Genomic DNA, 24,551 nt, shown 5'->3' on the forward strand with positions numbered 1-24,551 from the left:
TAAGGCGGGGGATCAGGCTCGAAGGGAACTAGCGAACCATTTCCTGCTGGATGCTGGCGAAGGTCTTGGGCCAGGGTTTGCCAGCCTGGACCGTGGCCGGCAGGGACTTGATCGCCGCCTGGGCCGCAGTCCGGCTGGGGAAGCTGCCGTAGGTCACGACATAGAGCGGCTTGCCCTGGTGCTGTTTCTTGAAGTAGCGGTACTGCCCGCCATTCTGCTGCACGAAGGCCTTTGCGCTGCTCTCCGAACTGGTGCCAAGCACCTGCAGGGCGAAGTGGCTGGCGGCCTGGCTACGATACCAGCCATTGCCTGCAGAGCCAGTCGGGGCGACAGACGCAGTCGCCGGGGCCGACTTCTCGGCGGGCTTGGCTGCAACCTGGACAGGCGCGGGAGCTGGCTTGGGCGTCGGAGCCGGCGCAGCTGGCTTGGGTGCAGGAACCTGAGCTGCCGGAGCTGTGGGCGCGGTCGCAATGGGTTGAGCCGGCCGGGGCAGCGGCTGCGCCGGTACGATGGGCTCCACCGGTGCAATAGGCGCCGGACTGGCGGTCGCGCCCTGGGGCGGCGCAATGGTAGTAACGGTAGGCGGCACACTGGCGACCTCAGCCGGTGCCGGGCCATCTTCCAGCTCGCCCTGACCAGCGGCCTGGGCCAGCGGCTCGCGAATCACCGGCTGGGCCTCTCCCACCAACGGCAGGGGCAGCGGCTGCGAGGAGCCCGCGAACTCGACGGACGGAGCACCCGAATCATCCTGGCCGGCTGGTGCCTGCCCTAACGGCAGCTGGGCGGCAGCGGGAGCCTGCTCGACACTGCCCTCATTGCGACCCTGCATCATCCAGGCGGCGATCACGCCCACCCCGACCACAGCCAGGGCCAGCAGGTGCTTTTTCGGCAGGTTGAACCCGCCAGCGGATTTCCGCGACGCTCCGCGCTGGGCAAGCATGGCTTCGATCATGAGATCGCGTGCGACCTGGTTGATCCCACCCGGCCAGCCGCCGGACTGCAAATGGATCTCGTCCACCTGCTCATCACTCAGCAGCTCGATGCCACGACCAGCGCCCTCGAGACGCTGGGCGAGGTATTCGCGAGTTTCCTCCTGGCTATAGGGCTGAAGCTCGATGACGTGAAAACGCTCTTCGCCATCTGCCAAGGCATCGAGGTGTGCGAGCAGGGAATCCTCGCCAAACAGGAAGACATGGGCACGCGCCTCGACATTGCCCTCGGCCAGGGCCAGCAGGTTGCCAAGAGCGGTATCGTCCAGTTCTTCGGCGTCGTCGACCAGCAGGTACACCTCCTGGCCGGTCAGGGCCAGTTGAGCGACCTGGGCGAGGATGGAGCGCACGTCGGCCTGGGCGATGTTCAGTCCCTGGGCGATCTGGCGCAGCAGACCGCCGGCTTCAGCCGAATTGCGCGCTGACACCACCAGGCTCTGCACGGCCTGCTTGTTGGTGCTGGCCACCAGCGCCTGGCGCAGCAGCGTCTTGCCGCTGCCGTGGGGACCACTCACCACCAGCATCAGCTGGCTGTAACGGGCGAGGTGGTGAAGCTGACCCAGCACGGGTTTGCGCTGGGCCGGGAAGAACTTGAAGCCGGGCACCCGCGCCGCGAACGGATCATGGGTGAGCTGGTAATGGCCGAGATAGGCCTCGTCGGCGTGCAGGCTGCTCATGGGAATTCCTTACTCTCCAAGCTGGTCGGCCAGGGCGCAATAGTCAGCGGCCAGGGTGGCCTCCAGTACATCGCGCGGATAGTCGGCAGTCACGACGGCCTCGCCAATCCGGCGCAACAGCACCAGACGCAGCTGACCGTCGAGCACCTTCTTGTCTACGGCCATGTGCTGGAGGAAATGTTCCGGCGTCATATCCGCTGGCGGCACGACCGGCAAGCCGGCGCTGCGCAGCAGGCGAATCGCCGCGTCGCGCTCGTCGGTTGTAATCCAGCCAAGGCGGCTGGACATTTCGAGGGCCATGACAGTACCCGCCGCTACCGCCTCGCCGTGCAGCCACGCGCCGTAGCCCATCTGGGTCTCGATGGCGTGGCCGAAGGTGTGGCCCAGATTGAGGATGGCGCGCAGGCCGGATTCGCGTTCGTCCACCCCGACGACGCGCGCCTTGGCCGCACAGGAACGCTCGATGGCCTCGGTCAGGGCTGCAGCGTCGAGGCCACGCATGGCCGGCATCTTCTCGGCCAGCCAGGGCAGGAAGGGCTCGTCGCAGATCAGGCCGTACTTGATCACTTCCGCAAGGCCGGCGGAGAGCTCGCGCTCCGGCAGGGTGCGCAGGCTATCGGTATCGATGATCACCGCCTTGGGCTGGTAGAAGGCCCCCACCATGTTCTTGCCCAGCGGGTGGTTGATCCCGGTCTTGCCACCCACCGAGGAATCCACCTGGGACAACAGGGTGGTAGGCACCTGGATGAAGTCCACGCCACGCTGGTAACAGGCCGCAGCGAAGCCGGCCATGTCCCCGATCACTCCGCCGCCCAGGGCGATGACCGTGGTGCGGCGATCATGGCGAGCCCCCAGCAAGGCGTCGAAGATCAGTTGCAGGGTTTCCCAGTTCTTGCGGGCCTCGCCATCGGGCAGCACCACCGGGAGAACCGAGTAGCCCTGCAGCGTCCGGGTCAGCGTGTCGAGATAGAGGGGAGCCACAGTCTCGTTGGTGACAATGGCCACCTGCTTACCGGCGATATGCGGCGTGAAGAGTTCCGGCCGCGACAGCAGACCGGAACCTATATGGATGGGATAGCTACGCTCGCCAAGATCGACCTGAAGTGTCCGCATGGGGCCCCCGATATAAAAAGGGCTAAAGGATAGCGCAGTTCCGCCCGTGCTTTAACGGGGCGGCAATGCCTGTAGGCGTGCCAGTATCTCTTGCACGACCATGCGCGGCGGCCGTTCGTCTGTTTCGATGATGATGTCCGCGATCTCGCGGTAGAGAGGATCGCGAATCGCCATCAGGTCGCGCAGGACCTTCCCCGGGTCGGCCGACCGCAGCAGCGGCCGATTGCGGTCACGCGAGGTGCGCTCGATCTGCTGCTCCACCGAGGTGTGCAGATAGACGACACGACCACCGTCACGCAGGGCTCGACGATTGGCCGGACGCAGAACCGCGCCCCCGCCGGTTGCCAGTACGACGCCGTCGTGACCACAGAGCTCTTCGATCATCGCCTGTTCGCGATCACGGAAGCCCTGCTCGCCCTCGACATCGAATATCCAGGGGATATCCGCGCCGGTACGCTGTTCGATTTCCTTATCGGAGTCCTTGAAGGGAAGACGCAGTTCTTTGGCAAGCAAACGCCCGATGGTGCTTTTTCCAGCTCCCATCGGGCCGATCAGAATCAAATTACGCACCGATATCAGCGACTCACCGCAATGGCCTGATTGTTCATGATGCGGGGAGTGAGGAATACCAGGAGCTCGGCTTTCTTGTCCTGAACCACGTCGCGACGGAACATGCGGCCGAGGAAGGGAAGGTCGCCGAGGAAGGGCACCTTGTCCACCGCCTTGGTTTGGGTGTTGGAGAATACCCCACCTATGACAATGGTTTCACCATCATTGACCAGCACCTTGGCGTTGACTTCGTTCTTGTTGATCGGCGGTACACCGTTCAGTGCGTTGGCGAAGTCCGGCGCGTCCTTGGTTACCTTCACTTCCATGATGATGCGGTTGTCAGGCGTGATCTGCGGAGTGACTTCCAGGGACAGGGCCGCCTCCTTGAACGAGGTACTGGTGGCGCCGCTGGAACTGGCTTCCTGGTAAGGCACTTCCTGACCCTTGAGGATCTTGGCGGTTTCCTTGTCGGAGGTGACCACCTTGGGCTGCGATACGATCTCGCCGTTACCGGTCTTCTCCATCGCCGACAGTTCGAGGTCGAGAATGGTGTTGTCGGTGATGAAACCGATGCCGATGCTGGAGGTTGCGTTTTCAGCACCAAGATCGACGAAGGGCGCGTTTGCCAGGTTGACGTTTCCTGTCTGCCCGGCAGCCGGACGACCCAGGCCGCCACCGCCGACGACGAAGTTGTTGTCGCCGATGCTCGCACCACGCCAGTTCACGCCCAGCGCTTTGTCGTAGTCGACGTTGGCTTCGACGATGCGCGCTTCGATCATGACCTGGCGAACCGGGATATCCAGCTGGGTCACGATACGACGCAGCTCATCCAGCTTCTCTTCGGTCTGATAGGCGATGATGCTGTTGGTACGGTCATCCACCGTGATGGAACCGCGCTCATCGGTACCGGCAGCGCTCGGGTCCCCACTGGTGACGGACTGGAACAGCTTGGCGATGTCGGCAGCCTTGGCATAGTTCACCTGGATCAGCTCGCGGCGCAGAGGGGCCAGCTCGGCGATCTGCTTCTGCGATTCCAGTTCCTGGCGCTCACGGGCGGCGATCTCGTCAGCCGGCGCGACCAGCAGCACGTTACCTACCTTGCGCTTGTCCAGACCCTTGGTCTTCAGCACCAGATCCAGTGCCTGATCCCAGGGTACGTTCTGCAGGCGTAGGGTGATGTTGCCCTGCACGGTATCCGAAGCCACCAGGTTGAGGTCGGTGAAGTCGGCGATCAGCTGCAGCACCGAGCGCACATCGATGTCCTGGAAGTTCAACGACAGCTTCTCGCCGGAATAGGCGAAACGCTCGGCCTTGCGCTTCTCCACATCGTCCTGGGTCAGCGGCTTGATGCTGACGGTCAGCTTGTTGTCGGTCTGATAGGCCAGGTAGTCGTAATAGCCGGTGGGCTCGATGCTGATGCTGGCGTCGTTGCCGGCACCCGAGGCGCTGACGAACTGCACCGGAGTGGCGAAGTCCTTGACGTCCAGACGAACGCGCAGCGGTTCGGGCAGCTGGGTCTTGGCAAACGACAGGCGGATCTTGCCGCCTTGTTCCTGGATGTCCGGACTGACGCTGGGATCGGACAGGGTGATAACCACATTGCCCTCACCCTGCTCGCCACGCTGGAAGTCGATGTTTTCGATGCTCCGCCCCGCACGGGCGTAGTTCTTGACCGGCTGCGATGCGGTCAGGCGCGAGGCCGCCGGGGCAGGCGCCGGGGCAGCGGCAACCGGACGCGGTGCTGCCGGAGCCGGGGCGGAATCGCCCACCAGCACATAGAGGTTACTGCCATCCACGCGGGTGCTGTAGGGCACGAGCGTGGACAGGTTGATGATCAGTCGAGTGCGATCCTTGGCTTCCACCACGGTCACGCTGCGGGCATTACCCACGCCCAGTTCCCGATTCTTCGAGCCCAGTTTGTTGGACACGCCAGGAAGATCCAGGGCTATGCGGGCTGGTTGCTCGATGGTATAGCCACGAGGCGCGGCCACTGGCTCGTCGAAGGCCAGTTTGAGTTCGACCCTGTCCCCCGGCAGTGCCGCGACATCCAGCCCCTGCAGGTTCGCCGCCAGCAGCGCAGGTGAAATCAGGGCGGCCAATAGCGTGATACCAAGGCGCGATAGCGAGCTTTTCATCATCTGGTTCCGTTGTGCAGACCGGTAGTTATTCTTCATCGGTGGTTAACCTCGCCCTCAAGAGCGCTCCCTGAGCGCGAGACTCCGCGGACGCTCCAGCCATCCGCCCTCCCCGTCCGGGACAATCTCGATCACGTCGACCTTGGACTCGTCGATGCTGACGACCTTGCCATGGTTGCGCCCCAGATAGTCCCCCACCTTGACCCGATGCACCCCTCCAGCGCCACTGATCAAGGCAAAGCTCCCCGAACTATTGGACAGGGTTCCCACCATCTCGAAGGACTCGATGTTGAACCCTTCGAGGAATTGTTTGACCCGGGTTTCATCCGGATGAACATCCTTCGAACCCTTCTGCTGTTTTGCCAGATCGATCTTGATCGGCGGTTGGAAGGGGCTGCGCAATGCCGCTGCGCTATAGGTGAAGGCTTCGTATGGCTGAAACTTCGGCAGGGGTTCGATGGAACCCTTCGGACGGGCACGAACCTCATCCATGTACGCCTGCAGGTCGCTGAAATCGCCGCCGGCACCGCAGCCGGACAAGCCGAGCAACATCAGGATACTGAGCGCCAGGCGGGCGCGAGGACTACTCATTTCTGCAGCCCCTTGTCGTTATAACGGTAGGTCTTGGCGAGGATCGACATGCGCAGCTTGGAGCCACTTTCCAGGGAAAGGGGTTTGATCTCGAAATCATGCAGGGTCACGATTCGCGGCAGGCTGGCGACGCCACTGACGAAGGTCGCCAGGTCGTGATAGCCACCCACCACCGAAATCTGGATCGGCAGTTCGATGTAGAACTGCTGGGTGGCTTCGGGCAACAGCTTGATCTCTTCGAATTCGAGACCGCTGCCCAGGCCGGTACGCGTGATGTCTTCCAGCAAACCCGGAACCTCGGTATCACTGGGCAGCTGCCGCAACAAGGCACCGAAGGAGGTTTCCATCTCCTTCATCTGCTCCTTGTAGGCTTCGAGGTTCGCGGCCTGGAACGCCTTCGAGGCAAACTGATCCTTCAGGGTCGCCTCTTCGGCTCGCTTGGTATCCAGCTCGAGCTCAAGGTCCTTGAGGTGGAAGTTGTATCCCAGTGCCAGCACAATGATCAGCAACAGCAGGCAAGTGATGACCTTGACCGCAATGGGCCAGGAACCGAGGTTGTTGACGTCCAGGTCGGCAAGATCGATCTTGCGCAGGCTTTCGAGGGAGTCGGAGAAACTCATTTCGCGGCTCCTGTAGTGGCGGCAGCGTTCTTGCCGTTCTGCTCTTCGGAACCCGGCTGGGTCTGCTGCACGGTCAGCTGGAAGACGTTGGCTTGATCAACAGCCCCCGCGGTCACCGCCTTGACCTCGGTGAGATTGGGCGACACCAGCCATTCCGAGGCATCCAGGTTACGCATCAAGTTGGAAACCCGGTTGTTCGACTCGGCCGCACCGACGATGGCAATGCTCTTGCCAGTCATCTTCACACCCGTGAAGAAGACGCCATCCGGCAGCGTACGCACCAGCTGATCGAACACACGTCCGATGATCGGCCGGTTGCCCTGCAGGTCCTGGATGATCTTCATGCGTTCGAGCAGCTGCTGACGACGGGTCTTCAGCTCGCTGATCTCCTTGATCCTGGCATCCAGGACGGCGATTTCCTTGCGCACGAAGTCGTTGCGCGCCTGCTGATTCTCGATGGCGCCGTTCAGATACTGGTCACCCAGGAACACCGCGCCGGCGCCCAAGGCCAGAACCGCGCCCATTGCCACCAGGAAGCGCTGCTTGCGCTCCTCGCGCAGCTGCTCGCGCCAGGGGAGTAGGTTGATGCGCGCCATCAGTCGAAACTCCTCATCGCCAAGCCACACGCAATCATCAGGGCAGGCGCATCGCTAGCCAGCGCACCGGCATTGACCTTGCTGCTCAGCGCCATATCGGCGAAGGGATTGGCAACCAGGGTCGGGGTACCGATCTTCTGCTGGATCAAGCGATCGAGCCCCGGGAGCGAAGCCGTGCCGCCCGCCAGGAGGATGTAGTCCACATCATTGAACTGGCCAGCAGCGAAGAAGAACTGCAGTGAGCGGGAAACCTGCTGAACGACAGCATCTTTGAACGGTTGCAAAACCTCGCTGTCATAGTCATCCGGAAGACCGCCCTGCTTCTTGGCGAGACCAGCTTCTTCAACCGAAAGACCATAGCGACGCTGGATCTCCTCGGTCAGCTGACGACCACCGAAGAGCTGTTCGCGGGTGTAGATGATGCGGCCGTTGTGCAGCACGCTGAGGGTGGTCATGGTGGCACCGATGTCGACGACGGCGACAGTCAGTTCATCATGGGCATCGCCCAACTGCGAGGACAGCAGCGAAAAGGCACGCTCCAGAGCGTAGGCCTCGACATCGACCACCTTGGCGGTGAGTCCGGCCAGGGCGAGCGCGGCCTCGCGCACCTCGACGTTCTCCTTTCGGCAAGCTGCGAGCAGCACATCGACCCGCTCCGGGTTGCGTGCCGACGCACCTTGCACCTCGAAGTCGATGGCGACTTCCTCCAGCGGATAAGGAATGTACTGGTCAGCCTCGATCTTCAGCTGGTTCTCCAGATCATCGTCGGAGAGCCCGGCTTCCATTTCGATGGTCTTGGTGATCACGGCCGAACCGGCCACGGCCACAGCTGCGACCTTGACGCCGGTGCGCGCCTTGCTGATCACCCGGGAAATTGCCTGCCCGACGCCCTCCAGTTCCGCGATGTTCTTTTCGACAACCGCGTTTGGTGGGAGCGGCTCGACAGCATAGGACTCCACTTTGTAGCGGCTTCCCGAGCGACTCAATTCAAGGAGTTTGACTGAGGTCGAGCTGATGTCGATCCCCAACAGCGAATTCGCTTTCTTATTGAAGAGCCCTAGCACGACCGATTTCCTATCAGCGCCCGAGACTTACGGACGATTTATGTTTTTCCACATTAAATAGCAGTCTTGACAGAAGCGCAAATGGCTCCCCCGGAAAAAAAACGCTTATAATGTGATCGGCTTTTGCCTTTCATCATTGCCTTCCGCTTAACTCATTCTTCTACCTGGAAATCCACAAGCCTTGATGCGCCTGCTGAAGTTATTCTGGTGGTCCTTCGTTGCCGTCTTCTGTGGCCTGCTGCTCAGTTTCAGCGGCGCCTATCTCTATCTTAGCCCCAGCCTTCCATCGGTCGACTCGCTGCGCCGGATCCAGCTCCAGATTCCGCTGCGCATCTACAGCAGCGACGGCAAGCTGATCGCGGAGTTCGGCGAAATGCGCCGTTCTCCGGTACGTATCGCCGACGTTCCGCCGGACTTCATCCAGGCCTTGCTGGCCGCCGAGGACGACAATTTTGCCAATCATTATGGCGTCGACCTCACCAGCCTGATGCGCGCTGCCACGCAATTATTGAAAACCGGCCACATCCAGACGGGCGGTAGCACCATCACCATGCAGGTGGCGAAGAACTACTTCCTCACCAGCGAAAGAAGTTTCTCCCGCAAGATCAATGAAATATTGCTGGCACTGCAGATTGAGCGGGAACTCAGCAAAGACGAGATTCTTGAACTTTATGTGAACAAGATCTATCTCGGTAACCGTGCATACGGTATCGAGGCCGCTGCCCAGGTCTATTACGGCAAGTCGATTCGCGAAATCAGCCTGGCCCAGATGGCCATGATTGCCGGCCTGCCGAAGGCGCCGTCACGCTTCAACCCGCTAGTCAACCCGACCCGCAGCAAGGAACGTCGCGATTGGATTCTAGGCCGCATGTACAAGCTGGGCCGAATCGATCAGGACCGCTACCAGCAAGCGATCAATGAACCGATCGACGCCAGCTACCACGTCCCCACCCCGGAACTGACCGCCCCCTACATCGCCGAGATGGCCCGCGCCGAAATGGTCGGCCGCTACGGCAGCGACGCCTACACCGAAGGCTTCCGCGTCACCACGACAGTACCCAGTGACCTCCAGCAGGCTGCCAATACCTCATTGCGCGAAGGGCTGATCGAATACGACCAGCGCCACGGCTATCGTGGCCCGGAAACCCGCTTGCCCGGCATGACCAAGGAAACCTGGCTGCAGGAACTGGCCAAGCAGAAGTCCCTTGGCGGTCTCGAGCCGGCCATCGTCACCCAGGTGGAAAAGAGCGGCATCCTGGTCCTGAGTCGCAGTGGCCAGGAAGAGGCCGTGAGCTGGGACAGCATGAAATGGGCCCGCCCGTTCCTGAATACCAACAGCCTGGGGCCACGCCCGCAGCAGCCTGCCGACGTCACCCAGGTCGGCGACCTGGTCCGCGTGCAGCGCCAGGACGACGGCAGTCTGCGCTTCGTCCAACTGCCGGCCGCCCAGAGCGCCCTGGTTTCCCTGGACCCGAACGACGGCGCCATCCGCGCGCTGGTCGGTGGTTTCTCATTCGAGCAAAGCAACTACAACCGAGCGGCCCAGGCCAAGCGACAGCCGGGGTCCAGCTTCAAGCCCTTCCTTTACGCCGCCGCCCTGGACAACGGCTTCACCGCCGCCAGTCTGGTGAATGACGCCCCCATCGTTTTCCATGAAGCCGGCATGGAAGAGGCCTGGCGCCCGAAGAACGATAACAACACCTTCCTTGGCCCGATCCGCCTGCGTGAAGCCCTGTACAAGTCGCGCAACCTGGTGTCGATCCGTTTGCTGCAAGCCATCGGCATCGACTATGCGCTGAATTATGTCAGCCGCTTCGGCTTCAACAAGGACGACCTGCCGCGCAACCTGTCCCTGGCACTCGGTACCGCCAACCTCACTCCGCTGGAAATCGCCGGTGGCTGGAGCACCTTCGCCAACGGCGGCTACAAGGTTCAGCCCTACCTGATCGAGCGTATCGAAAGCCGCGACGGAAAGACCCTGTTCGTCGCCAATCCGCCACGGGTTCCGGCAAACGAGGCGGAGCCCGACGAAATCGCGCAAAGCAGCGCGGCGCCGGACACCCTGCTCGCCTCCACCGACGCATCGCCACCCCAGAGCCTGGCGCCAGCAGTCGCCGAACGCATCGTCGACCCGCGCACCACCTACATCCTCAACAGCATGCTGCAGGACGTGATCAAGCGCGGCACCGGGCGCCGCGCACTGTCCATGGGACGCAGCGACATCGCCGGCAAGACCGGTACCACCAACGAGTCGAAGGACAGCTGGTTCTCGGGCTACAACGCCGACTACGTCACCACCGTCTGGGTCGGCTTCGACCAGCCGGAAAGCCTGGGTCGCCACGAATACGGCGGCACTGTCGCGCTCCCCATCTGGATGAACTACATGAGCGCCGCGCTCAAGGACAAACCCGCTCACGTCCAGCCAGAGCCTGCCGGACTGCTGACCCTACGCATCGATCCACTCAGTGGCCGCGCCGCCAGCCCGGGAACACCTGATGCCTTCTTCGAGCTGTTCAAGAGCGAGGACACGCCCCCGCCCATGAGCGAGTTCGAGCCGGGCCTCGCCATTCCGGGCAGCCCGCTGCCGGCCGACGAGGTCGCCCCCATCGATCTGTTCTGAGAACCCGAAAACGGGACAGCTCCGCGATTCAGGCTGCGTAATAACTGGCCGAACCTGAAGACGAAAATGCCCGTATCGATCGATACAGGCATTTTCGTTTATGGGCTGTATCCAGAGGGCAGCCTGTTCCCGCCGCCGGACGAACCGATGGGCCGAGCCCGCGCTTCGCTTTCCTTCACCTCTGAAACGGCAACGCCCCGAACCAGTCGGGGCGTTGCCTGGACCTCACATCAGGGTGTTTTCACACAGCCTGTGCGGGGCTTTTCATTGCGTCTCGGCTTAGCCGTTGAACACTTCGTCCACCGAAGTCAGCGGATAGTGCTTCGGATACGGCAGGGTTGCCACGCCGGATTCGATGGCGGCCTTGGCCACGGCATCGGATACGACGGTGATCAGGCGCTTGTCCATGGGCTTCGGAATGATGTACTCGCGACCGAACTCCAGGGAGCCCACACCGTAGGCGTCGCAGACTTCCTGCGGCACCGGCAGCTTGGCCAGATCGCGCAGGGCCAGGGCGGCGGCGATCTTCATTTCTTCGTTGATGCGGGTGGCGCGTACGTCCAGGGCACCGCGGAAGATGAAGGGGAAGCCGAGGACGTTGTTGACCTGGTTCGGGTAGTCGGAACGACCGGTGGCCATGATCACGTCGCTGCGGGTCGCGTGCGCCAGTTCCGGCTTGATTTCCGGATCCGGGTTGGAGCAGGCGAACACGATCGGGTTGGGCGCCATGCGATTGAGGTCTTCCGGGCTCAGCAGGTTGGCACCGGACAGACCGACGAACACGTCCGCGCCTTCGAGGGCTTCGGACATGGTGCGCTTCTCGGTCTCGTGGGCGAATACGGCCTTGTACTGGTTCAGGTCGTCACGACCGGCATGGATCACGCCCTTGCGGTCGATCATGAAGATGTTCTCGACCTGCGCACCCATGCTCACCAGCAGCTTCATGCAGGAGATGGCGGCAGCGCCGGCGCCAAGGCAGACGATCTTGGCTTCAGCCAGGGATTTGCCCGCGATTTCCAGGGCATTGAGCATGCCGGCGGCGGTCACGATGGCGGTGCCGTGCTGGTCATCGTGGAAGACCGGGATGTCGCACTGCTCGATCAGGGTGCGCTCGATCTCGAAGCACTCGGGTGCCTTGATGTCCTCGAGGTTGATGCCGCCGAAGGTGATGGAAATGCGCTTGACGGTGTCGATGAAGGCCTGCGGGCTCTCGGCGTCCACTTCGATGTCGAATACGTCGATGCCGGCGAAACGCTTGAACAGCACGCCCTTGCCCTCCATTACCGGCTTGGAAGCCAGCGGGCCGAGGTTGCCCAGGCCGAGGATTGCGGTGCCATCGGAAATGACCGCTACCAGGTTGCCCTTGCCGGTGTAGTTGTAGGCCAGTTCCGGATCACGCGCGATTTCGCGCACCGGCTCGGCGACGCCCGGGCTGTAAGCCAGCGACAGGTCGCGGGCGGTGGCGGTCGGCTTGGTCAGCTCGACGCTGAGTTTCCCGGGGCGGGGCTGGGCATGGTATTCGAGAGCGGCCGTTTTCAGATCAGACATTTTGGCATTTCCGCTTTTGCTTGTGACAGACGTGACCGGCGAGCATACGCAAGATGCATGGGGCTAACAAGACCGTTCAGCTGCCCGGCGTCAACCCCTCTAACGTAAGACTTTCAGCCAATCTCCGGGCTTTGGTTCTCCAATTGGATACAAATTATTCAACAATCGGATACGATTTTCCAGATCCGCTTGTGTACCCGGCAATTTGCTCTCCCGAGCCAGACTGGCGATCGTCTGGCCGGACTTCACCTGGATCAGGTGCAGCCGCAACGGCTGGGCCAAGGCCGCCTCCTCCTTCCTCATCGGGCGGAAGCTACGGATCACCGAGAGGAACTTGTCATCCTCGCTTTCCAGGGACGCCCCATTGCGAATCGCTCCGACGAACAGATAGGCCTTGTCGTCCTTGTAGATGACCGCTACCCGGCGTGCCGGGTTTCCCGGCAGGACCGCAGTGGCGCCCTGCAGCCCGGCCTGCTGCAGGGACTCTTCCATGGCCAGCCGCTGGCCACCGGCCTTCTGCCGCAGATAGTTCGCCGGAGTCAGGTTCGGCTTGCGCCCATCCAGACTCATGGCGATGAAGGCCTGCTGATTGGCGCTGTGGGTAATCACGGCGTCAGGGCGGTTGACCATCCCCCAGCCGTCGGGGAAGTGAAGGGTGAAATCCAGCCCGGCGTGATAGAAGACCTGCCCCCGGCGCACGCCGGTTTCAGCCGAGTCGCCGAACGGCAGCCCCTCGAGATGCTTGAGGAAGACGTCCCGGTTCACCAACTGGTTACTACCGGCCAGCGCCCTGGCCGGCCCCACCACCTGCTGCAGACGGGTGTCGCTGTCCGGATGGGTATCGAATACGCCGTGGTAGCCCGACGGCGCCTCTGCCTGGCCTTTGCCTCGAGCCTGGTCGCGGGCGAACTCTTCCTGGTTCTTCAGCACTTTCACCACTTCGATCATGGCTTGCGGGTCATAGCCGCTGCGCGCTAGGTACTGTGCGCCCAGACCGTCCGCCTCCAGCTCCATGTCACGCCCGTAGCCCCGCACGAAGGCAGTGCCCAGCACATTGGTCAGATCACCTGCAGCGCCAACGCCGGTACCGATGGCGACCGCCTGTCCCAGGATGTTCCACGCGGTGGACTGGCTCTGCTGCTGCACGCTGTGGCGCGCGGTGACGTGACCCACCTCATGCCCCAGCACCGCAGCGAGTTCCGCTTCCGAGTTCAGGTAGGCCAGCAGGCCCCGGTGGATATAGATGTAACCACCCGGCAGGGCGAAGGCGTTGATGTCCGGCGAGTCGACCACGGTGAAGCGGTAGGGAATATTGCTGCGGTGGCTGTGACTGGCGACGCGCTGCCCGACTTCCTGCACATAGGCCTGCAGCTTCTCGTCCGCGTAGCGCGGGTTCTGCTTGGCGATTTCCTGGTTGTACCGGGAACCGAGATCCAGCTCCTGCCGCTCGCTCATCATCACGAAGTTGGTCTTGCCGGTCGCAGGGTTCACTGCGCAACCGGCCAGCAGGGAAGAACCGAACAGCAGCGCCACGACGAGCGCAGGAGATCTCATCGAATCACCTCGAGCATTCCATTGTGGGTAAGGGGGAGCATCCAGCGGGGATTCTTCGTATTTACGCCGCCCCTACCGGCACGGTCAATTACCCAGCCTCGCGCCTCTATTCGCCGCCCTTCCAGACGCTGCAACGCAGCGGCATCGAACTGGCGCAGATGCTTCGGCTCGACGCGCAATACCAGGGGCCCGTCCAGCTGTAGCCAGACCCCGCCACGGTTGCGTTCGACCCTGGCGATGCGCCCCTGCACCAGCGCAAAGCCACTGCGGCGCAACTGCCACGGCGACTGCAACGCCAGTCGACGCCAGAGCCCCCGCCCGGCGCGGCGCGCCTCCCGCTCCGCAGCGGCATGGCAGAAGCTGAGCGCGGCGTTGGGCGCGATGGCAATTTGAAACGCCAGGCCTTCGGCGAGCAGACGCTCTTCGAGGTTGCGCCCGCGACTGTCGTAAACGTGGGCCAGAGTGCGCCCGTAGCGGTCTTTCGGTTCGCGCCCGAGGCGCAGCCCCACCTGCCCGCCACTGGTTTTCACCAGCTCGGCAAGACGTCGCTGCGCCGCTACGGCGTAGGGTTCATCCGACCTTCCCTTGCGCGCCAACTCGGGCGCGTTAAGACCAATCAGACGGACGCTTCGGCCATCGACCAGACGCAAGGTGTCGCCATCGACGACGTTTCGGACTTTATAGGTAGGAAGATTGCCCGAAAGCGGGCAGGCGGCATGAAGGGAGAAACTCAGCAGCCAGAAAAAGAAAAAGGCGCCTGTCAGAGGCGCCTTTCTCGTCAGCGGGGACCTGGCCATCTGGCCTTCCCGGGCTGTGTCGGCTCTTACTTGGCGCCGAACACGCCGAAACGCTGCTTGAAGCGATCGATACGGCCGCCGGTGTCCAGAACCTTCTGCTTACCGGTGTAGAACGGGTGGCACTCGGAGCATACGTCGAGGCTGATGTTCTTGCCGATGGTGGAGCGGGTCTTGATGACGTTACCGCAGCTGCAGGTAGCTTCGATCGCTACGTACTCGGGATGGATATCCGGTTTCATTGCATGATCCTCAGGTCTGGCGTGCCGCCACCCGACCCTATGTCGAGCACCGCACGGAAACAGGCGGCGGATGATACCAGAGTGAGGGTACGTTGCAAGGTGCCAGCCGCACCGGTTGTCGTACGGAGCCATGTTAAGATCGCGCCTTTTCCGAAGGGACCGCCCGCTTGTCCGACGCCCCCATCCTGCGCCTCGCCCTGCCCTCGCCGCTGCGCCGCCTGTTCGACTACCGGGCGCCTGCCGGTGTGCCTCGCGCCGCCCTGCAGCCGGGGGTTCGCCTGCGCGTGCCGTTCGGCCGGCGCGAGATCATCGGCGTACTGGTGGAAGTGACGGACAAGAGCGATGTGCCCGCGGACAAGCTCAAACCGGCACTGGAACTGCTGGATAGCTGCCCGCTGCTGCCGCCGTCGCTGTTCAAGCTCTGCCTGTGGACAGCCCAGTACTACCAGCACAGCCTCGGCGACACCCTGAGCTGGGCCCTTCCGGTGCTGCTGCGCCAGGGCGAACCGGCCGAGGCCCGCCAGGAGCGATTCTGGCACGCCGCCCCCGGCGCCAGTCTCGACGATCCGCGCCTGGCCCGCGCACCGCGCCAGCGCCAGGCCCTGGCCACCCTGGCGCAGCATCCCCACGGCGTGGCGCATCAGCTGCTCGGCCAACTGCAGCTGAACAAGGACAGCCTCGACATCCTCCTGGAAAAGGGCCTGGCCTGCGTCGAAGTACGCCGCCACGCCCCCAGCGACCGTCATGGCCCATTGCTGGCCCAGCCGGAGCTGCCGCTCAATCCCGAGCAGCGCGCCGCCTTCGACGCGGTGCATGCCTCCTTCGGCAGTTTCAACGCCCTGCTCCTGGCCGGGGTTACCGGCAGCGGCAAGACCGAGGTCTACCTGCAACTGATCCGCCAGACCCTCGAGGCCGGCAAGCAGGCCCTGGTGCTGATCCCCGAGATCAACCTTGGCCCGCAGACCCTGGAGCGCTTCTCCCGCCGCTTCAACGCGCGGATCGCCCTGCTCCACTCGGCGGTGAACGACCGCGAGCGCCTGGACGCCTGGCTGGCCGCACGCGATGGCGAAGCCGACATCGTCATCGGCACCCGCTCGGCGCTCTTCACGCCACTGAAGAATCCGGGGCTGATCATCATCGACGAGGAACACGACGCCTCCTACAAGCAGCAGGAAGGCCTGCGCTACCACGCCCGCGACCTGGCCCTGGTGCGCGCCCGCCAGGAGAACATCCCGATCCTGCTGGGCTCGGCCACGCCCTCGCTGGAAAGCCTGCAGAACGCCCACGCCGGACGCTACGGCCTGCTGCGCCTGACCCAGCGCGCCGGTGGCGCCAGGCAACCGCGCTTCCTGCGCCTGGATGTGAAGAGCCTGCCGCTGGACTCCGGCATCTCCATGCCGCTGCAGCAGGCCATCGCCCAGACCCTGGCGGCGGGACAGCAAGTGCTGGTGTTCCTCAACCGCCGCGGCTTCGCGCCGACCCTGCTGTGCCATGACTGCGGCTGGATCAGCCAGTGCCCGCGCTGTGACGCGCGCATGACCCTGCACCAGCGCTTCAACGAGCTGCGCTGCCACCATTGCGGCCACACCCAGCGCCAGCCGACCTGTTGCCCCGACTGCGGCCGCGTCGACCTGCGCCCGGTGGGTGCCGGCACCGAGCGCGCCGAAGAGCGCCTGGCGATCCTGTTTCCGAAGACGCAGGTTTTGCGCATCGACCGCGACAGCACCTCACGCAAGGACGCCATGGACAAGCTGTTCGCCACCATCCAGCGTGGCGAGCCCTGCATCCTGGTCGGCACCCAGATGCTCGCCAAGGGGCACCACTTCCCCCGCGTGACCCTGGTGGCCATCCTCGATGCCGACGGCGGCCTGTTCTCCGCCGACTTCCGCGCCAGCGAGCGCATGGCCCAGCTCATCGTCCAGGTCGCGGGCCGGGCCGGCCGGGCCGAAGAGCCGGGCAAGGTGATCATCCAGACCCACCTGGCCGAGCATCCCCTGCTGGTGCAGCTCACCGAACAGGGCTACTTCGCCTTTGCCGACCAGGCCCTGTCCGAGCGGCGCGCCGCCGGCCTGCCGCCGTTCGCTCATCTCGCGTTGCTGCGCGCCGAAGCCCACAAGCCGGGCCAGGCGGAAGAGTTCCTCGACAATGCCTGCGCCGAAGCCGAACAGCAGCTGGCCGAACTGGGCATCAACGGCGTCGAATTGCTGGGACCGGTCCCCGCCCCCATGGAACGCCGCGCCGGCCGCTATCGAGCGCAGCTCCTGTTGCAGGCCAACGCCCGAGCGCCCCTGCATCGCCTGCTGACGCCCTGGAGCCAGGCGCTGGAGCAGTTGCCCGGAGGCCGCGCGGTACGCTGGTCGCTGGATGTCGATCCGATTGACCTGTTCTGAGCCCCACCGCCCGGCCGATATCCCGGAAAGTCCCTTGCAGCTCGCCGCTTAAAACTTGAAGCTGCAGCCGCAGCCCGCCGATAATGCACAGTTTTCAACCAGCGCCAGCCCTCTCCGGGGCGGCCGGAAGAGCAGAAGATGAAAGACACCATTCGCCAGCTGATCCAGCAAGCCCTGACCCGTCTCGCCAGCGAGGGCGTGCTGCCCGAGGGGCTCAGCCCGGCCATCCAGGTGGAAAACACCAAGGACAAGAGCCACGGCGACTTCGCCAGCAACATCGCCATGATGCTGGCCAAACCCGCCGGCATGAAGCCGCGCGACCTGGCCGAAAAGCTCATCGCCGCCCTGCCCCGGGACGAGCAGGTGGCCAAGGTGGAAATCGCCGGCCCCGGCTTCCTCAACTTCTTCCAGAACAGCCAGACCCTGGCCCAGCGCCTGGACGCCGCACTGGCCGACACCCACCTCGGCGTGCGCAAGAACGGCCCGCAACAGCGCGTGGTCGTCGACCTGTCGGCACCGAACCTGGCCAAGGAAATGCACGTCGGCCACCTGCGTTCCACCATCATCGGTGACGGCGTGGCCCGCGTACTGGAGTTCCTCGGCGACACCGTGATCCGCCAGAACCACGTGGGCGACTGGGGCACCCAGTTCGGTATGCTGCTGGCCTATATGCAGGAACAGCCGGTAGGCAGCGACGCCGAGCTGTCCGACCTGGAATCCTTCTATCGCGCCGCGAAGAAGCGCTTCGACGAATCCTCCGAGTTCGCCGACCGCGCCCGCGAGCTGGTGGTCAAGCTGCAGGCCGGCGACCCCGAGTGCCTGAAACTCTGGACCCGCTTCAACGACATTTCCCTGAGCCACTGCCAGGCGGTGTACGACCGCCTGGGCGTGAAGCTCAGCATGGCCGACGTGAAGGGCGAAAGCGCCTACAACGACGACCTGCCCAACGTCATCGCCGACCTGCGCGCCAAGGGCCTGCTCACCGAAAGCGACGGCGCCCTGTGCGTGTTCATGGACGAGTTCAAGAACGCCGAAGGCAACCCGCTGCCGCTGATCGTGCAGAAGGCCGGCGGTGGTTACCTCTACGCCACCACCGACCTGGCCGCCACCCGCTACCGCGCCAATGTGCTCAAGGCCGACCGCGCGCTGTACTTCGTCGACCAGCGCCAGGCCCTGCACTTCCAGATGGTGTTCGCCGCCGCGCGCCTGGCCGGCTTCGTGCCGCCGACCTTCGAAATGGAGCACATGGGCTTCGGCACCATGAACGGCGCCGATGGCAAGCCCTTCAAGACCCGCGACGGCGGCACGGTGAAGCTGATCGACCTGCTGAACGAGGCCGAACAGCGCGCCTATGACCTGGTGAAGGGCAAGAACCCCGACCTGGACGAATCCGAGCTGCGCCAGATCGCCCGTGCCGTGGGCATTGGCGCGGTGAAGTACGCCGACCTGTCCAAGCATCGCACCAGCGACTACAGCTTCAACTTCGAGCTGATGCTGAGCTTCGAAGGCAACACCGCGCCCTACCTGCTCTACGCCTACACCCGTGTGGCCAGCGTGTTCCGCAAACTGGGCAAGGACTTCTCCGAGATCGACGGCCAGATCATCCTCGCAGCCGAGCAGGAGCAGGCCCTGGCCGCCAAGCTGGCGCAGTTCGCCGACACCCTGGGCAACGTGGCCGAGAAGGGGGTTCCGCACATCCTCTGCGCCTACCTCTATGATCTGGCCGGCCTGTTCTCCAGCTTCTACGAGAACTGCCCGATCCTCACCGCCGAGGACCAGGCCACCCAACAGAGCCGCCTGCGCCTTGCCGCGCTCACCGGCCGCACCCTCAAGCAAGGCCTGGAACTGCTCGGCCTGCAAACCCTGGAACGCATGTAACGGACTATGGCGAAGAAGAAACCTGCACCCAAGCGCGGGGCCAGCCGCTACCAGGCGCCGGCCAAGAAACCGGTGCCCGGCTGGGTCTGGTTGGCCATCGGACTGGTCATCGGGGGCTTCGTGGTGTTCCTCAACCAGCTCGAGCCGGGCCGCGATGAAATTCGCCGGACCAAGCCCGAGCAGGCAGCTGGAGGCACCTCCGCCGGCAAGGCAGGCAACGACGCAAGCAAGCCCCAGGCCAAGCCAGCGCCGCAGGAGCCGGCGAAACCCAAGTACGACTTCTACACCCTGCTGCCGGAGTCGGAAGTCATAGTGCCGCCGGAAGCACTGCCGAAGGAAACGCCGCCGGCGCGACCGGCGCAGAAGCCGGTCACGCCGGAAGAGGCTGCCCGGATCGACGCCGCCCGCGCCCAGGCAGCGCTGAACGGCGAAACGCCGCCCCCGCCGCCGGTGGTGGCCAAGGCGCCGGTCACTAACCAGTTCTTCCTCCAGGCCGGCTCGTTCCGCAAGCGTGATGACGCCGACCGGGTACGTGCGCAGATCATCCTGCTCGGACAGAACGTCCAGGTGGAATCCGGCACCGTCCGCGAGGAAACCTGGTACCGCGTGCTGGTCGGCCCCTTCGCCAACCGGGAGCAACTCGCCTCGGCGCAGAAGCAGCTGGCCGGCAACGGCTTCAGCAACCTGCTGTTACAGCAGCGGCAGAGCCGTTGAGCTGTTGATTACCGCGCCCGGTTGAAAAGCCGGGCAAGGCCCCCCATCTGAGTTTCCATTCGGGCATTTCCGCCCCGCTGCGTGGAGACTCTCCCCTTGACCACCATCGTTTCAGTCCGCCGCAACGGCAAAGTCGTCATGGGCGGCGACGGCCAGGTTTCCCTCGGCAACACCGTCATGAAGAGCAACGCCCGCAAGGTCCGTCGCCTCTACCACGGCCAGGTCCTGGCCGGCTTCGCCGGTGCCACTGCCGACGCCTTCACCCTGTTCGAACGCTTCGAAGGACAGCTGGAAAAGCACCAGGGCCACCTCGTCCGCGCCGCCGTCGAGCTGGCCAAGGACTGGCGTACCGACCGTTCCCTGAGCCGCCTGGAAGCCATGCTCGCCGTGGCCAACAAGGATGCTTCGCTGATCATCACCGGCAACGGTGACGTGGTCGAACCCGAGCACGGCCTGATCGCCATGGGCTCCGGCGGCGGTTTCGCCCAGGCCGCCGCCCTGGCGCTGCTGCAACACACCGAGCTGTCCGCCCGCGAAGTGGCCGAGACCGCCCTGAACATCGCCGGTTCCATCTGCGTGTTCACCAACCAGAACCTGACCATCGAGGAGCTGGACAGCGCCGAGTGAGGCCGCCGTCCCGCATTGGAGCAACATTCATGTCCATGACGCCCCGCGAAATCGTCCACGAACTCAACCGCCACATCGTTGGCCAGGACGACGCCAAGCGCGCCGTCGCCATCGCCCTGCGCAACCGCTGGCGCCGCATGCAGCTGCCGGCCGAACTGCGCGCCGAGGTGACGCCGAAGAACATCCTGATGATCGGCCCGACCGGTGTCGGCAAGACCGAGATCGCCCGTCGCCTGGCCAAGCTGGCCAACGCGCCCTTCATCAAGGTCGAAGCCACCAAGTTCACAGAAGTGGGTTATGTCGGCCGCGACGTCGAGTCCATCATCCGCGACCTGGCCGACGCCGCCGTGAAGATGATGCGCGAGCAGGAAATGCACCGCGTGCGCTACCGCGCCGAAGACGCCGCCGAGGAGCGCATCCTCGACGCCCTGCTGCCTCAGGCCCGCACCGGCTTCGGCGATGAAGCGCCGCGCGAGGACTCCAACACCCGCCAGCTATTCCGCAAGCGCCTGCGCGAAGGCCAGCTGGACGACAAGGAAATCGACATCGAAGTGGCCGAAGCTCCGGCCGGCGTGGAAATCATGGCCCCGCCCGGCATGGAGGAAATGACCAGCCAGCTGCAGAATCTCTTCTCCAACCTCGGCAAGGGCAAGCGCAAGACCCGCAAGCTGAAGGTCAAGGAAGCCATGAAGCTGGTGCGTGACGAAGAAGCCGCGCGCCTGGTCAATGAGGAAGAACTCAAGGCCGCCGCCCTCGAAGCGGTGGAGCAGAACGGTATCGTCTTCATCGACGAGATCGACAAGGTGGCCAAGCGCGGCAACGTCGGCGGCGCCGATGTCTCCCGCGAAGGCGTGCAGCGCGACCTGCTGCCGCTGATCGAAGGCTGCACCGTGAACACCAAGCTGGGCATGGTGAAGACCGACCACATCCTGTTCATCGCCTCCGGTGCTTTCCACCTGTCCAAGCCCAGCGACCTGGTGCCGGAACTGCAGGGCCGCCTGCCGATCCGCGTCGAACTGAAAGCCCTGTCGCCGGAAGACTTCGAACGCATCCTGACCGAGCCCCACGCCTCGCTGACCGAGCAGTACAGCGCCTTGCTGAAGACCGAAGGCCTGAACATCGAGTTTGCCCCGGACGGCATCAAGCGCCTGGCGGAAATCGCCTGGCAGGTGAACGAGAAGACCGAGAACATCGGTGCCCGCCGCCTGCACACGCTGCTCGAGCGACTGCTGGAAGAAGTCTCCTTCAGCGCCGGCGACCTCGCCGCCCAGCACGACGAGAAGCCGATCCTCATCGACGCGGCCTACGTCAACGGCCACCTCGGCGAACTGGCCCAGGACGAAGACCTGTCGCGCTATATTCTTTGAAGAACGGCTTCAGGCGGCAGGCGGCAGGCAAAAGCCGCACCCGCCTGTAGCCTGTAGCCTGCCACCCCGAGCCTCTCCCATGCGCATCCCCACCGCCATCAAGCTGCACAAAGCCTCCAGGACCCTGGAGCTGGAATACGGACCGGACGAGCGCTATCAGCTCAGCGCCGAGTTCCTGCGCGTGCACTCGCCTTCGGCGGAGGTGCAGGGCCACGGCAAGCCCATCCTCCAGTACGGCAAGCTGAACGTCGGCCTGACCCGGCTGGAACCGGCCGGCAACTACGCCCTGAAGCTGACCTTCGACGACGGCCACGACAGCGGCCTTTTCACCTGGGACTACCTCTACCAGCTCGCCACCCGCCAGGAAGAGCTGTGGAACGACTACCTGCAGGCGCTTGCCGCCGCCGGCCGCTCCCGCGACCCCGACGAATCGGTGGTGAAACTCATGCTCTGACGCGGTGCAGGCCGCGCTCCATCGCCGCGCATGGCGCCCAAGGTTAGGGCGCATTTTCTAATGCCTCGCGACATACTCCCGACGCAGCGTCCTCTCTGCGGTCAGCTTGCGCAAACTGACAAACTCAGGTAACCAATTTCTGGCAGGTTCCATGCATTTGGCATCGCCAGATACAGAGAAATGCGCGAAGTTCGCTTCGCCTTCCCGGTAACCCGAGCCTGTCAGCGCGCGGCCTCGCCAGGGCGCTGTTCGACTCAGGACAATGGAGCGTCGTAGATGAGCAACAAGAACAATGAAGACCTGCAGCGCCAAGCCTCGGACAACACCCTGAACCTCAACCCGGTGATAGGTATCCGCGGCAAGGATCTGCTGTCTTCCGCGCGGATGGTGCTGTTGCAAGCCATCAAGCAACCTTTCCACAGTGCAAAACACGTCGCCCATTTCGGCCTGGAACTGAAGAACGTGGTGCTCGGCCAATCCGGCCTGCAACCTGAAGCCGACGACCGCCGTTTCAGTGACCCGGCCTGGAGCCAGAACCCGCTGTACAAGCGCTACCTGCAGACCTACCTTGCCTGGCGCAAGGAACTGCATCAGTGGATAGAGCACAGCAACCTCTCCGAACAGGACACCAGTCGCGGTCACTTCGTCATCAACCTGATGACCGAGGCCATGGCGCCCACCAACAGCATGGCCAACCCGGCAGCGGTCAAGCGCTTCTTCGAAACCGGCGGCAAGAGCCTGCTGGACGGTCTTTCCCACCTGGCCAAGGACCTGGTGAAAAACGGCGGCATGCCGAGCCAGGTGAACATGGACGCCTTCGAGGTCGGCAAGAACCTCGCCACCACCGAAGGCGCGGTGGTCTATCGCAATGACGTGCTGGAGCTGATCCAGTACAAGCCCATCACCGAGAGCGTGCACGAGCGGCCGCTGCTGGTGGTGCCACCACAGATCAACAAGTTCTACGTGTTCGACCTGTCGCCGGAAAAGAGCCTGGCGCGCTTCTGCCTGCGCAACGATCTGCAGACCTTCATCATCAGCTGGCGCAACCCGACCAAGGCGCAACGCGAGTGGGGCCTGTCTACCTACATCGAGGCCCTGAAGGAAACCATCGACGTCATCCTGAAGATCACCGGAGCCAAGGACCTCAACATCCTCGGCGCGTGCTCCGGCGGCATCACCACCGTCGCCCTGCTCGGCCACTACCAGGCGATCGGCGAGAACAAGATCAACGCCTTCACCCAGATGGTCAGCGTGCTGGACTTCAACCTCGACACCCAGGTCGCCCTGTTCGCCGATGAGCAGACCCTCGAAGCGGCCAAGCGCCGCTCGTATCAGGCCGGCGTGCTGGAGGGCAAGGACATGGCCAAGGTGTTCGCCTGGATGCGCCCCAACGACCTGATCTGGAACTACTGGGTCAACAACTACCTGCTGGGCAATGAGCCGCCGGCTTTCGACATCCTCTACTGGAACAACGACACCACGCGCCTGCCTGCCGCGCTGCACGGCGAGCTGGTGGAAATGTTCAAGACCAACCCGCTGACCCGTCCCAACGCGCTGGAAGTCTGCGGCACCCCCATCGATCTCAAGCAGGTCACCTGCGACTTCTACTGCGTGGCCGGCACCACCGACCACATCACCCCCTGGGAAGCCTGCTACCGCTCGGCGCGGCTGCTGGGCGGCAAGTGCGAGTTCGTGCTGTCCAACAGCGGCCACATCCAGAGCATCCTCAACCCACCGGGCAACCCCAAGGCGCGCTTCTCCACCAGCAGTGAAATGCCGGAGGATCCGAAGGCCTGGCTGGAAAACGCCACCAAGCACGCCGACTCCTGGTGGCTGCACTGGCAGCAGTGGATCGCCGATCGCTCCGGCAAGACCAAGAAAGCCAACTTCGCCCTGGGCAACAAGGCCTACCCGGCCGGTGAAGCCTCGCCCGGCACTTACGTGCACGAGCGATGAAAGACTGCGCCCTGCGCACCACTGCCCATGGCACCGGGATGTGCCCTGTGCCCCGCCGGCATTTGCCGGCGGG

General features: G+C 63.8%; 20 protein-coding genes. 8 read left to right on the forward strand and 12 right to left on the reverse strand.

The features are described 5' to 3' along the window. Positions 1–28: 28 nt before the first annotated feature. Genes ACFW0B_RS19840 through ACFW0B_RS19875 form a run of 8 tightly spaced genes read right to left on the reverse strand, consistent with a single transcriptional unit; the run spans position 29 to position 8,334 of the window. A complete protein-coding gene (locus tag ACFW0B_RS19840) occupies positions 29–1,666 on the reverse strand; it encodes an AAA family ATPase (RefSeq protein WP_449150703.1) in 1,638 nt (545 codons plus the stop codon). Between the two features lie 9 nt (positions 1,667–1,675). After that, complete coding sequence (gene aroB / locus ACFW0B_RS19845) at positions 1,676–2,779, reverse strand: 3-dehydroquinate synthase (protein WP_449150704.1); 1,104 nt, start codon at positions 2,777–2,779, stop codon at positions 1,676–1,678. A gap of 51 nt (positions 2,780–2,830) precedes the next feature. Beyond that, positions 2,831–3,349, reverse strand: a complete 519-nt coding sequence (gene aroK / locus ACFW0B_RS19850; RefSeq protein WP_449150705.1) for a shikimate kinase AroK — start codon at positions 3,347–3,349, stop codon at positions 2,831–2,833. Positions 3,350–3,354: 5 nt separating this feature from the next. Beyond that, the gene (pilQ, locus tag ACFW0B_RS19855) at positions 3,355–5,463 is read right to left on the reverse strand and encodes a type IV pilus secretin PilQ (protein WP_449150706.1); all 2,109 of its coding nucleotides are present in this window, start codon (positions 5,461–5,463) and stop codon (positions 3,355–3,357) included. Between the two features lie 57 nt (positions 5,464–5,520). Next, positions 5,521–6,054 carry a type 4a pilus biogenesis lipoprotein PilP gene (gene pilP / locus ACFW0B_RS19860; RefSeq protein WP_449150707.1) on the reverse strand — a complete coding sequence of 178 codons (534 nt, stop codon included), beginning with the start codon at positions 6,052–6,054 and terminating at the stop codon, positions 5,521–5,523. Next, a complete protein-coding gene (pilO, locus tag ACFW0B_RS19865) occupies positions 6,051–6,674 on the reverse strand; it encodes a type 4a pilus biogenesis protein PilO (protein ID WP_449150708.1) in 624 nt (207 codons plus the stop codon). Before pilO ends, pilP begins: the two co-directional genes overlap by 4 nt. Next, complete coding sequence (locus ACFW0B_RS19870; protein ID WP_449150709.1) at positions 6,671–7,270, reverse strand: PilN domain-containing protein; 600 nt, start codon at positions 7,268–7,270, stop codon at positions 6,671–6,673. The genes pilO and ACFW0B_RS19870 overlap by 4 nt, the downstream gene beginning before the upstream one ends. Then, complete coding sequence (locus ACFW0B_RS19875) at positions 7,270–8,334, reverse strand: pilus assembly protein PilM (protein WP_449150710.1); 1,065 nt, start codon at positions 8,332–8,334, stop codon at positions 7,270–7,272. The genes ACFW0B_RS19870 and ACFW0B_RS19875 overlap by 1 nt, the downstream gene beginning before the upstream one ends. A 181-nt stretch (positions 8,335–8,515) precedes the next feature. Between ACFW0B_RS19875 and ACFW0B_RS19880 the strand changes: the two genes are divergently transcribed. Beyond that, positions 8,516–10,954 (forward strand): penicillin-binding protein 1A, encoded by a 2,439-nt coding sequence (locus ACFW0B_RS19880; RefSeq protein WP_459251724.1) that lies wholly within the window; start codon positions 8,516–8,518, stop codon positions 10,952–10,954. Between the two features lie 279 nt (positions 10,955–11,233). On the opposite strand, the gene ACFW0B_RS19885 is transcribed toward ACFW0B_RS19880, so the two are convergent. From ACFW0B_RS19885 to rpmE, 4 genes are all read right to left on the reverse strand, one after another. Further along, positions 11,234–12,502 carry a malic enzyme-like NAD(P)-binding protein gene (locus ACFW0B_RS19885; RefSeq protein ID WP_449150712.1) on the reverse strand — a complete coding sequence of 423 codons (1,269 nt, stop codon included), beginning with the start codon at positions 12,500–12,502 and terminating at the stop codon, positions 11,234–11,236. A 99-nt stretch (positions 12,503–12,601) separates the two neighbouring features. Further along, positions 12,602–14,056, reverse strand: a complete 1,455-nt coding sequence (locus ACFW0B_RS19890; protein ID WP_449150713.1) for a M48 family metalloprotease — start codon at positions 14,054–14,056, stop codon at positions 12,602–12,604. After that, positions 14,053–14,853, reverse strand: coding sequence for a thermonuclease family protein (locus ACFW0B_RS19895; protein WP_449150714.1), 801 nt, complete (start codon positions 14,851–14,853; stop codon positions 14,053–14,055). The genes ACFW0B_RS19890 and ACFW0B_RS19895 overlap by 4 nt, the downstream gene beginning before the upstream one ends. Positions 14,854–14,879: 26 nt before the next feature. Further along, positions 14,880–15,092: a 50S ribosomal protein L31 gene (gene rpmE, locus ACFW0B_RS19900; RefSeq protein ID WP_449150715.1), complete on the reverse strand. Its 213-nt coding sequence runs from the start codon at positions 15,090–15,092 to the stop codon at positions 14,880–14,882. A 167-nt stretch (positions 15,093–15,259) separates the two neighbouring features. On the opposite strand from rpmE, the gene ACFW0B_RS19905 reads away from it, so the two are divergent. The 7 genes from ACFW0B_RS19905 (at position 15,260) to phaC (ending at position 24,478) form a co-directional block, all read left to right on the forward strand. Beyond that, positions 15,260–17,482 carry a primosomal protein N' gene (locus ACFW0B_RS19905; protein ID WP_449150716.1) on the forward strand — a complete coding sequence of 741 codons (2,223 nt, stop codon included), beginning with the start codon at positions 15,260–15,262 and terminating at the stop codon, positions 17,480–17,482. Positions 17,483–17,620: 138 nt separating this feature from the next. Further along, on the forward strand, positions 17,621–19,360 hold the full coding sequence (gene argS / locus ACFW0B_RS19910) for an arginine--tRNA ligase (RefSeq protein ID WP_449150717.1): 1,740 nt from the start codon (positions 17,621–17,623) through the stop codon (positions 19,358–19,360). Between the two features lie 6 nt (positions 19,361–19,366). Beyond that, positions 19,367–20,074, forward strand: a complete 708-nt coding sequence (locus ACFW0B_RS19915) for an SPOR domain-containing protein (RefSeq protein WP_449150718.1) — start codon at positions 19,367–19,369, stop codon at positions 20,072–20,074. A gap of 96 nt (positions 20,075–20,170) precedes the next feature. After that, on the forward strand, positions 20,171–20,701 hold the full coding sequence (gene hslV / locus ACFW0B_RS19920) for an ATP-dependent protease subunit HslV (protein ID WP_044870821.1): 531 nt from the start codon (positions 20,171–20,173) through the stop codon (positions 20,699–20,701). Between the two features lie 29 nt (positions 20,702–20,730). Continuing rightward, positions 20,731–22,068, forward strand: coding sequence for an ATP-dependent protease ATPase subunit HslU (gene hslU, locus ACFW0B_RS19925; protein WP_449150719.1), 1,338 nt, complete (start codon positions 20,731–20,733; stop codon positions 22,066–22,068). Between the two features lie 79 nt (positions 22,069–22,147). Beyond that, a complete protein-coding gene (locus tag ACFW0B_RS19930) occupies positions 22,148–22,522 on the forward strand; it encodes a gamma-butyrobetaine hydroxylase family protein (RefSeq protein ID WP_449150720.1) in 375 nt (124 codons plus the stop codon). Between the two features lie 276 nt (positions 22,523–22,798). Further along, positions 22,799–24,478 carry a class II poly(R)-hydroxyalkanoic acid synthase gene (gene phaC, locus ACFW0B_RS19935; protein WP_449150721.1) on the forward strand — a complete coding sequence of 560 codons (1,680 nt, stop codon included), beginning with the start codon at positions 22,799–22,801 and terminating at the stop codon, positions 24,476–24,478. The last annotated feature ends 73 nt before the right edge of the window (positions 24,479–24,551 follow it).

The organism is Metapseudomonas phytobenefica (genome assembly GCF_043392685.1).
Lineage (GTDB): Bacteria > Pseudomonadota > Gammaproteobacteria > Pseudomonadales > Pseudomonadaceae > Metapseudomonas.

What these genes read in the sequence shown, in the direction of transcription:
- ACFW0B_RS19840 (WP_449150703.1), bottom strand. Translation starts at nt 1,666, where the DNA reads ATGAGCAGCCTGCACGCCGACGAGGCCTATCTCGGCCATTACCAGCTC.
- aroB (WP_449150704.1), bottom strand. Translation starts at nt 2,779, where the DNA reads ATGCGGACACTTCAGGTCGATCTTGGCGAGCGTAGCTATCCCATCCAT.
- pilQ (WP_449150706.1), bottom strand. Translation starts at nt 5,463, where the DNA reads ATGAAAAGCTCGCTATCGCGCCTTGGTATCACGCTATTGGCCGCCCTG.
- pilP (WP_449150707.1), bottom strand. Translation starts at nt 6,054, where the DNA reads ATGAGTAGTCCTCGCGCCCGCCTGGCGCTCAGTATCCTGATGTTGCTC.
- pilO (WP_449150708.1), bottom strand. Translation starts at nt 6,674, where the DNA reads ATGAGTTTCTCCGACTCCCTCGAAAGCCTGCGCAAGATCGATCTTGCC.
- ACFW0B_RS19870 (WP_449150709.1), bottom strand. Translation starts at nt 7,270, where the DNA reads ATGGCGCGCATCAACCTACTCCCCTGGCGCGAGCAGCTGCGCGAGGAG.
- ACFW0B_RS19885 (WP_449150712.1), bottom strand. Translation starts at nt 12,502, where the DNA reads ATGTCTGATCTGAAAACGGCCGCTCTCGAATACCATGCCCAGCCCCGC.
- ACFW0B_RS19890 (WP_449150713.1), bottom strand. Translation starts at nt 14,056, where the DNA reads ATGAGATCTCCTGCGCTCGTCGTGGCGCTGCTGTTCGGTTCTTCCCTG.
- ACFW0B_RS19895 (WP_449150714.1), bottom strand. Translation starts at nt 14,853, where the DNA reads ATGGCCAGGTCCCCGCTGACGAGAAAGGCGCCTCTGACAGGCGCCTTT.
- rpmE (WP_449150715.1), bottom strand. Translation starts at nt 15,092, where the DNA reads ATGAAACCGGATATCCATCCCGAGTACGTAGCGATCGAAGCTACCTGC.
- argS (WP_449150717.1), top strand. Translation starts at nt 17,621, where the DNA reads ATGAAAGACACCATTCGCCAGCTGATCCAGCAAGCCCTGACCCGTCTC.
- ACFW0B_RS19915 (WP_449150718.1), top strand. Translation starts at nt 19,367, where the DNA reads ATGGCGAAGAAGAAACCTGCACCCAAGCGCGGGGCCAGCCGCTACCAG.
- hslU (WP_449150719.1), top strand. Translation starts at nt 20,731, where the DNA reads ATGTCCATGACGCCCCGCGAAATCGTCCACGAACTCAACCGCCACATC.
- ACFW0B_RS19930 (WP_449150720.1), top strand. Translation starts at nt 22,148, where the DNA reads ATGCGCATCCCCACCGCCATCAAGCTGCACAAAGCCTCCAGGACCCTG.
- phaC (WP_449150721.1), top strand. Translation starts at nt 22,799, where the DNA reads ATGAGCAACAAGAACAATGAAGACCTGCAGCGCCAAGCCTCGGACAAC.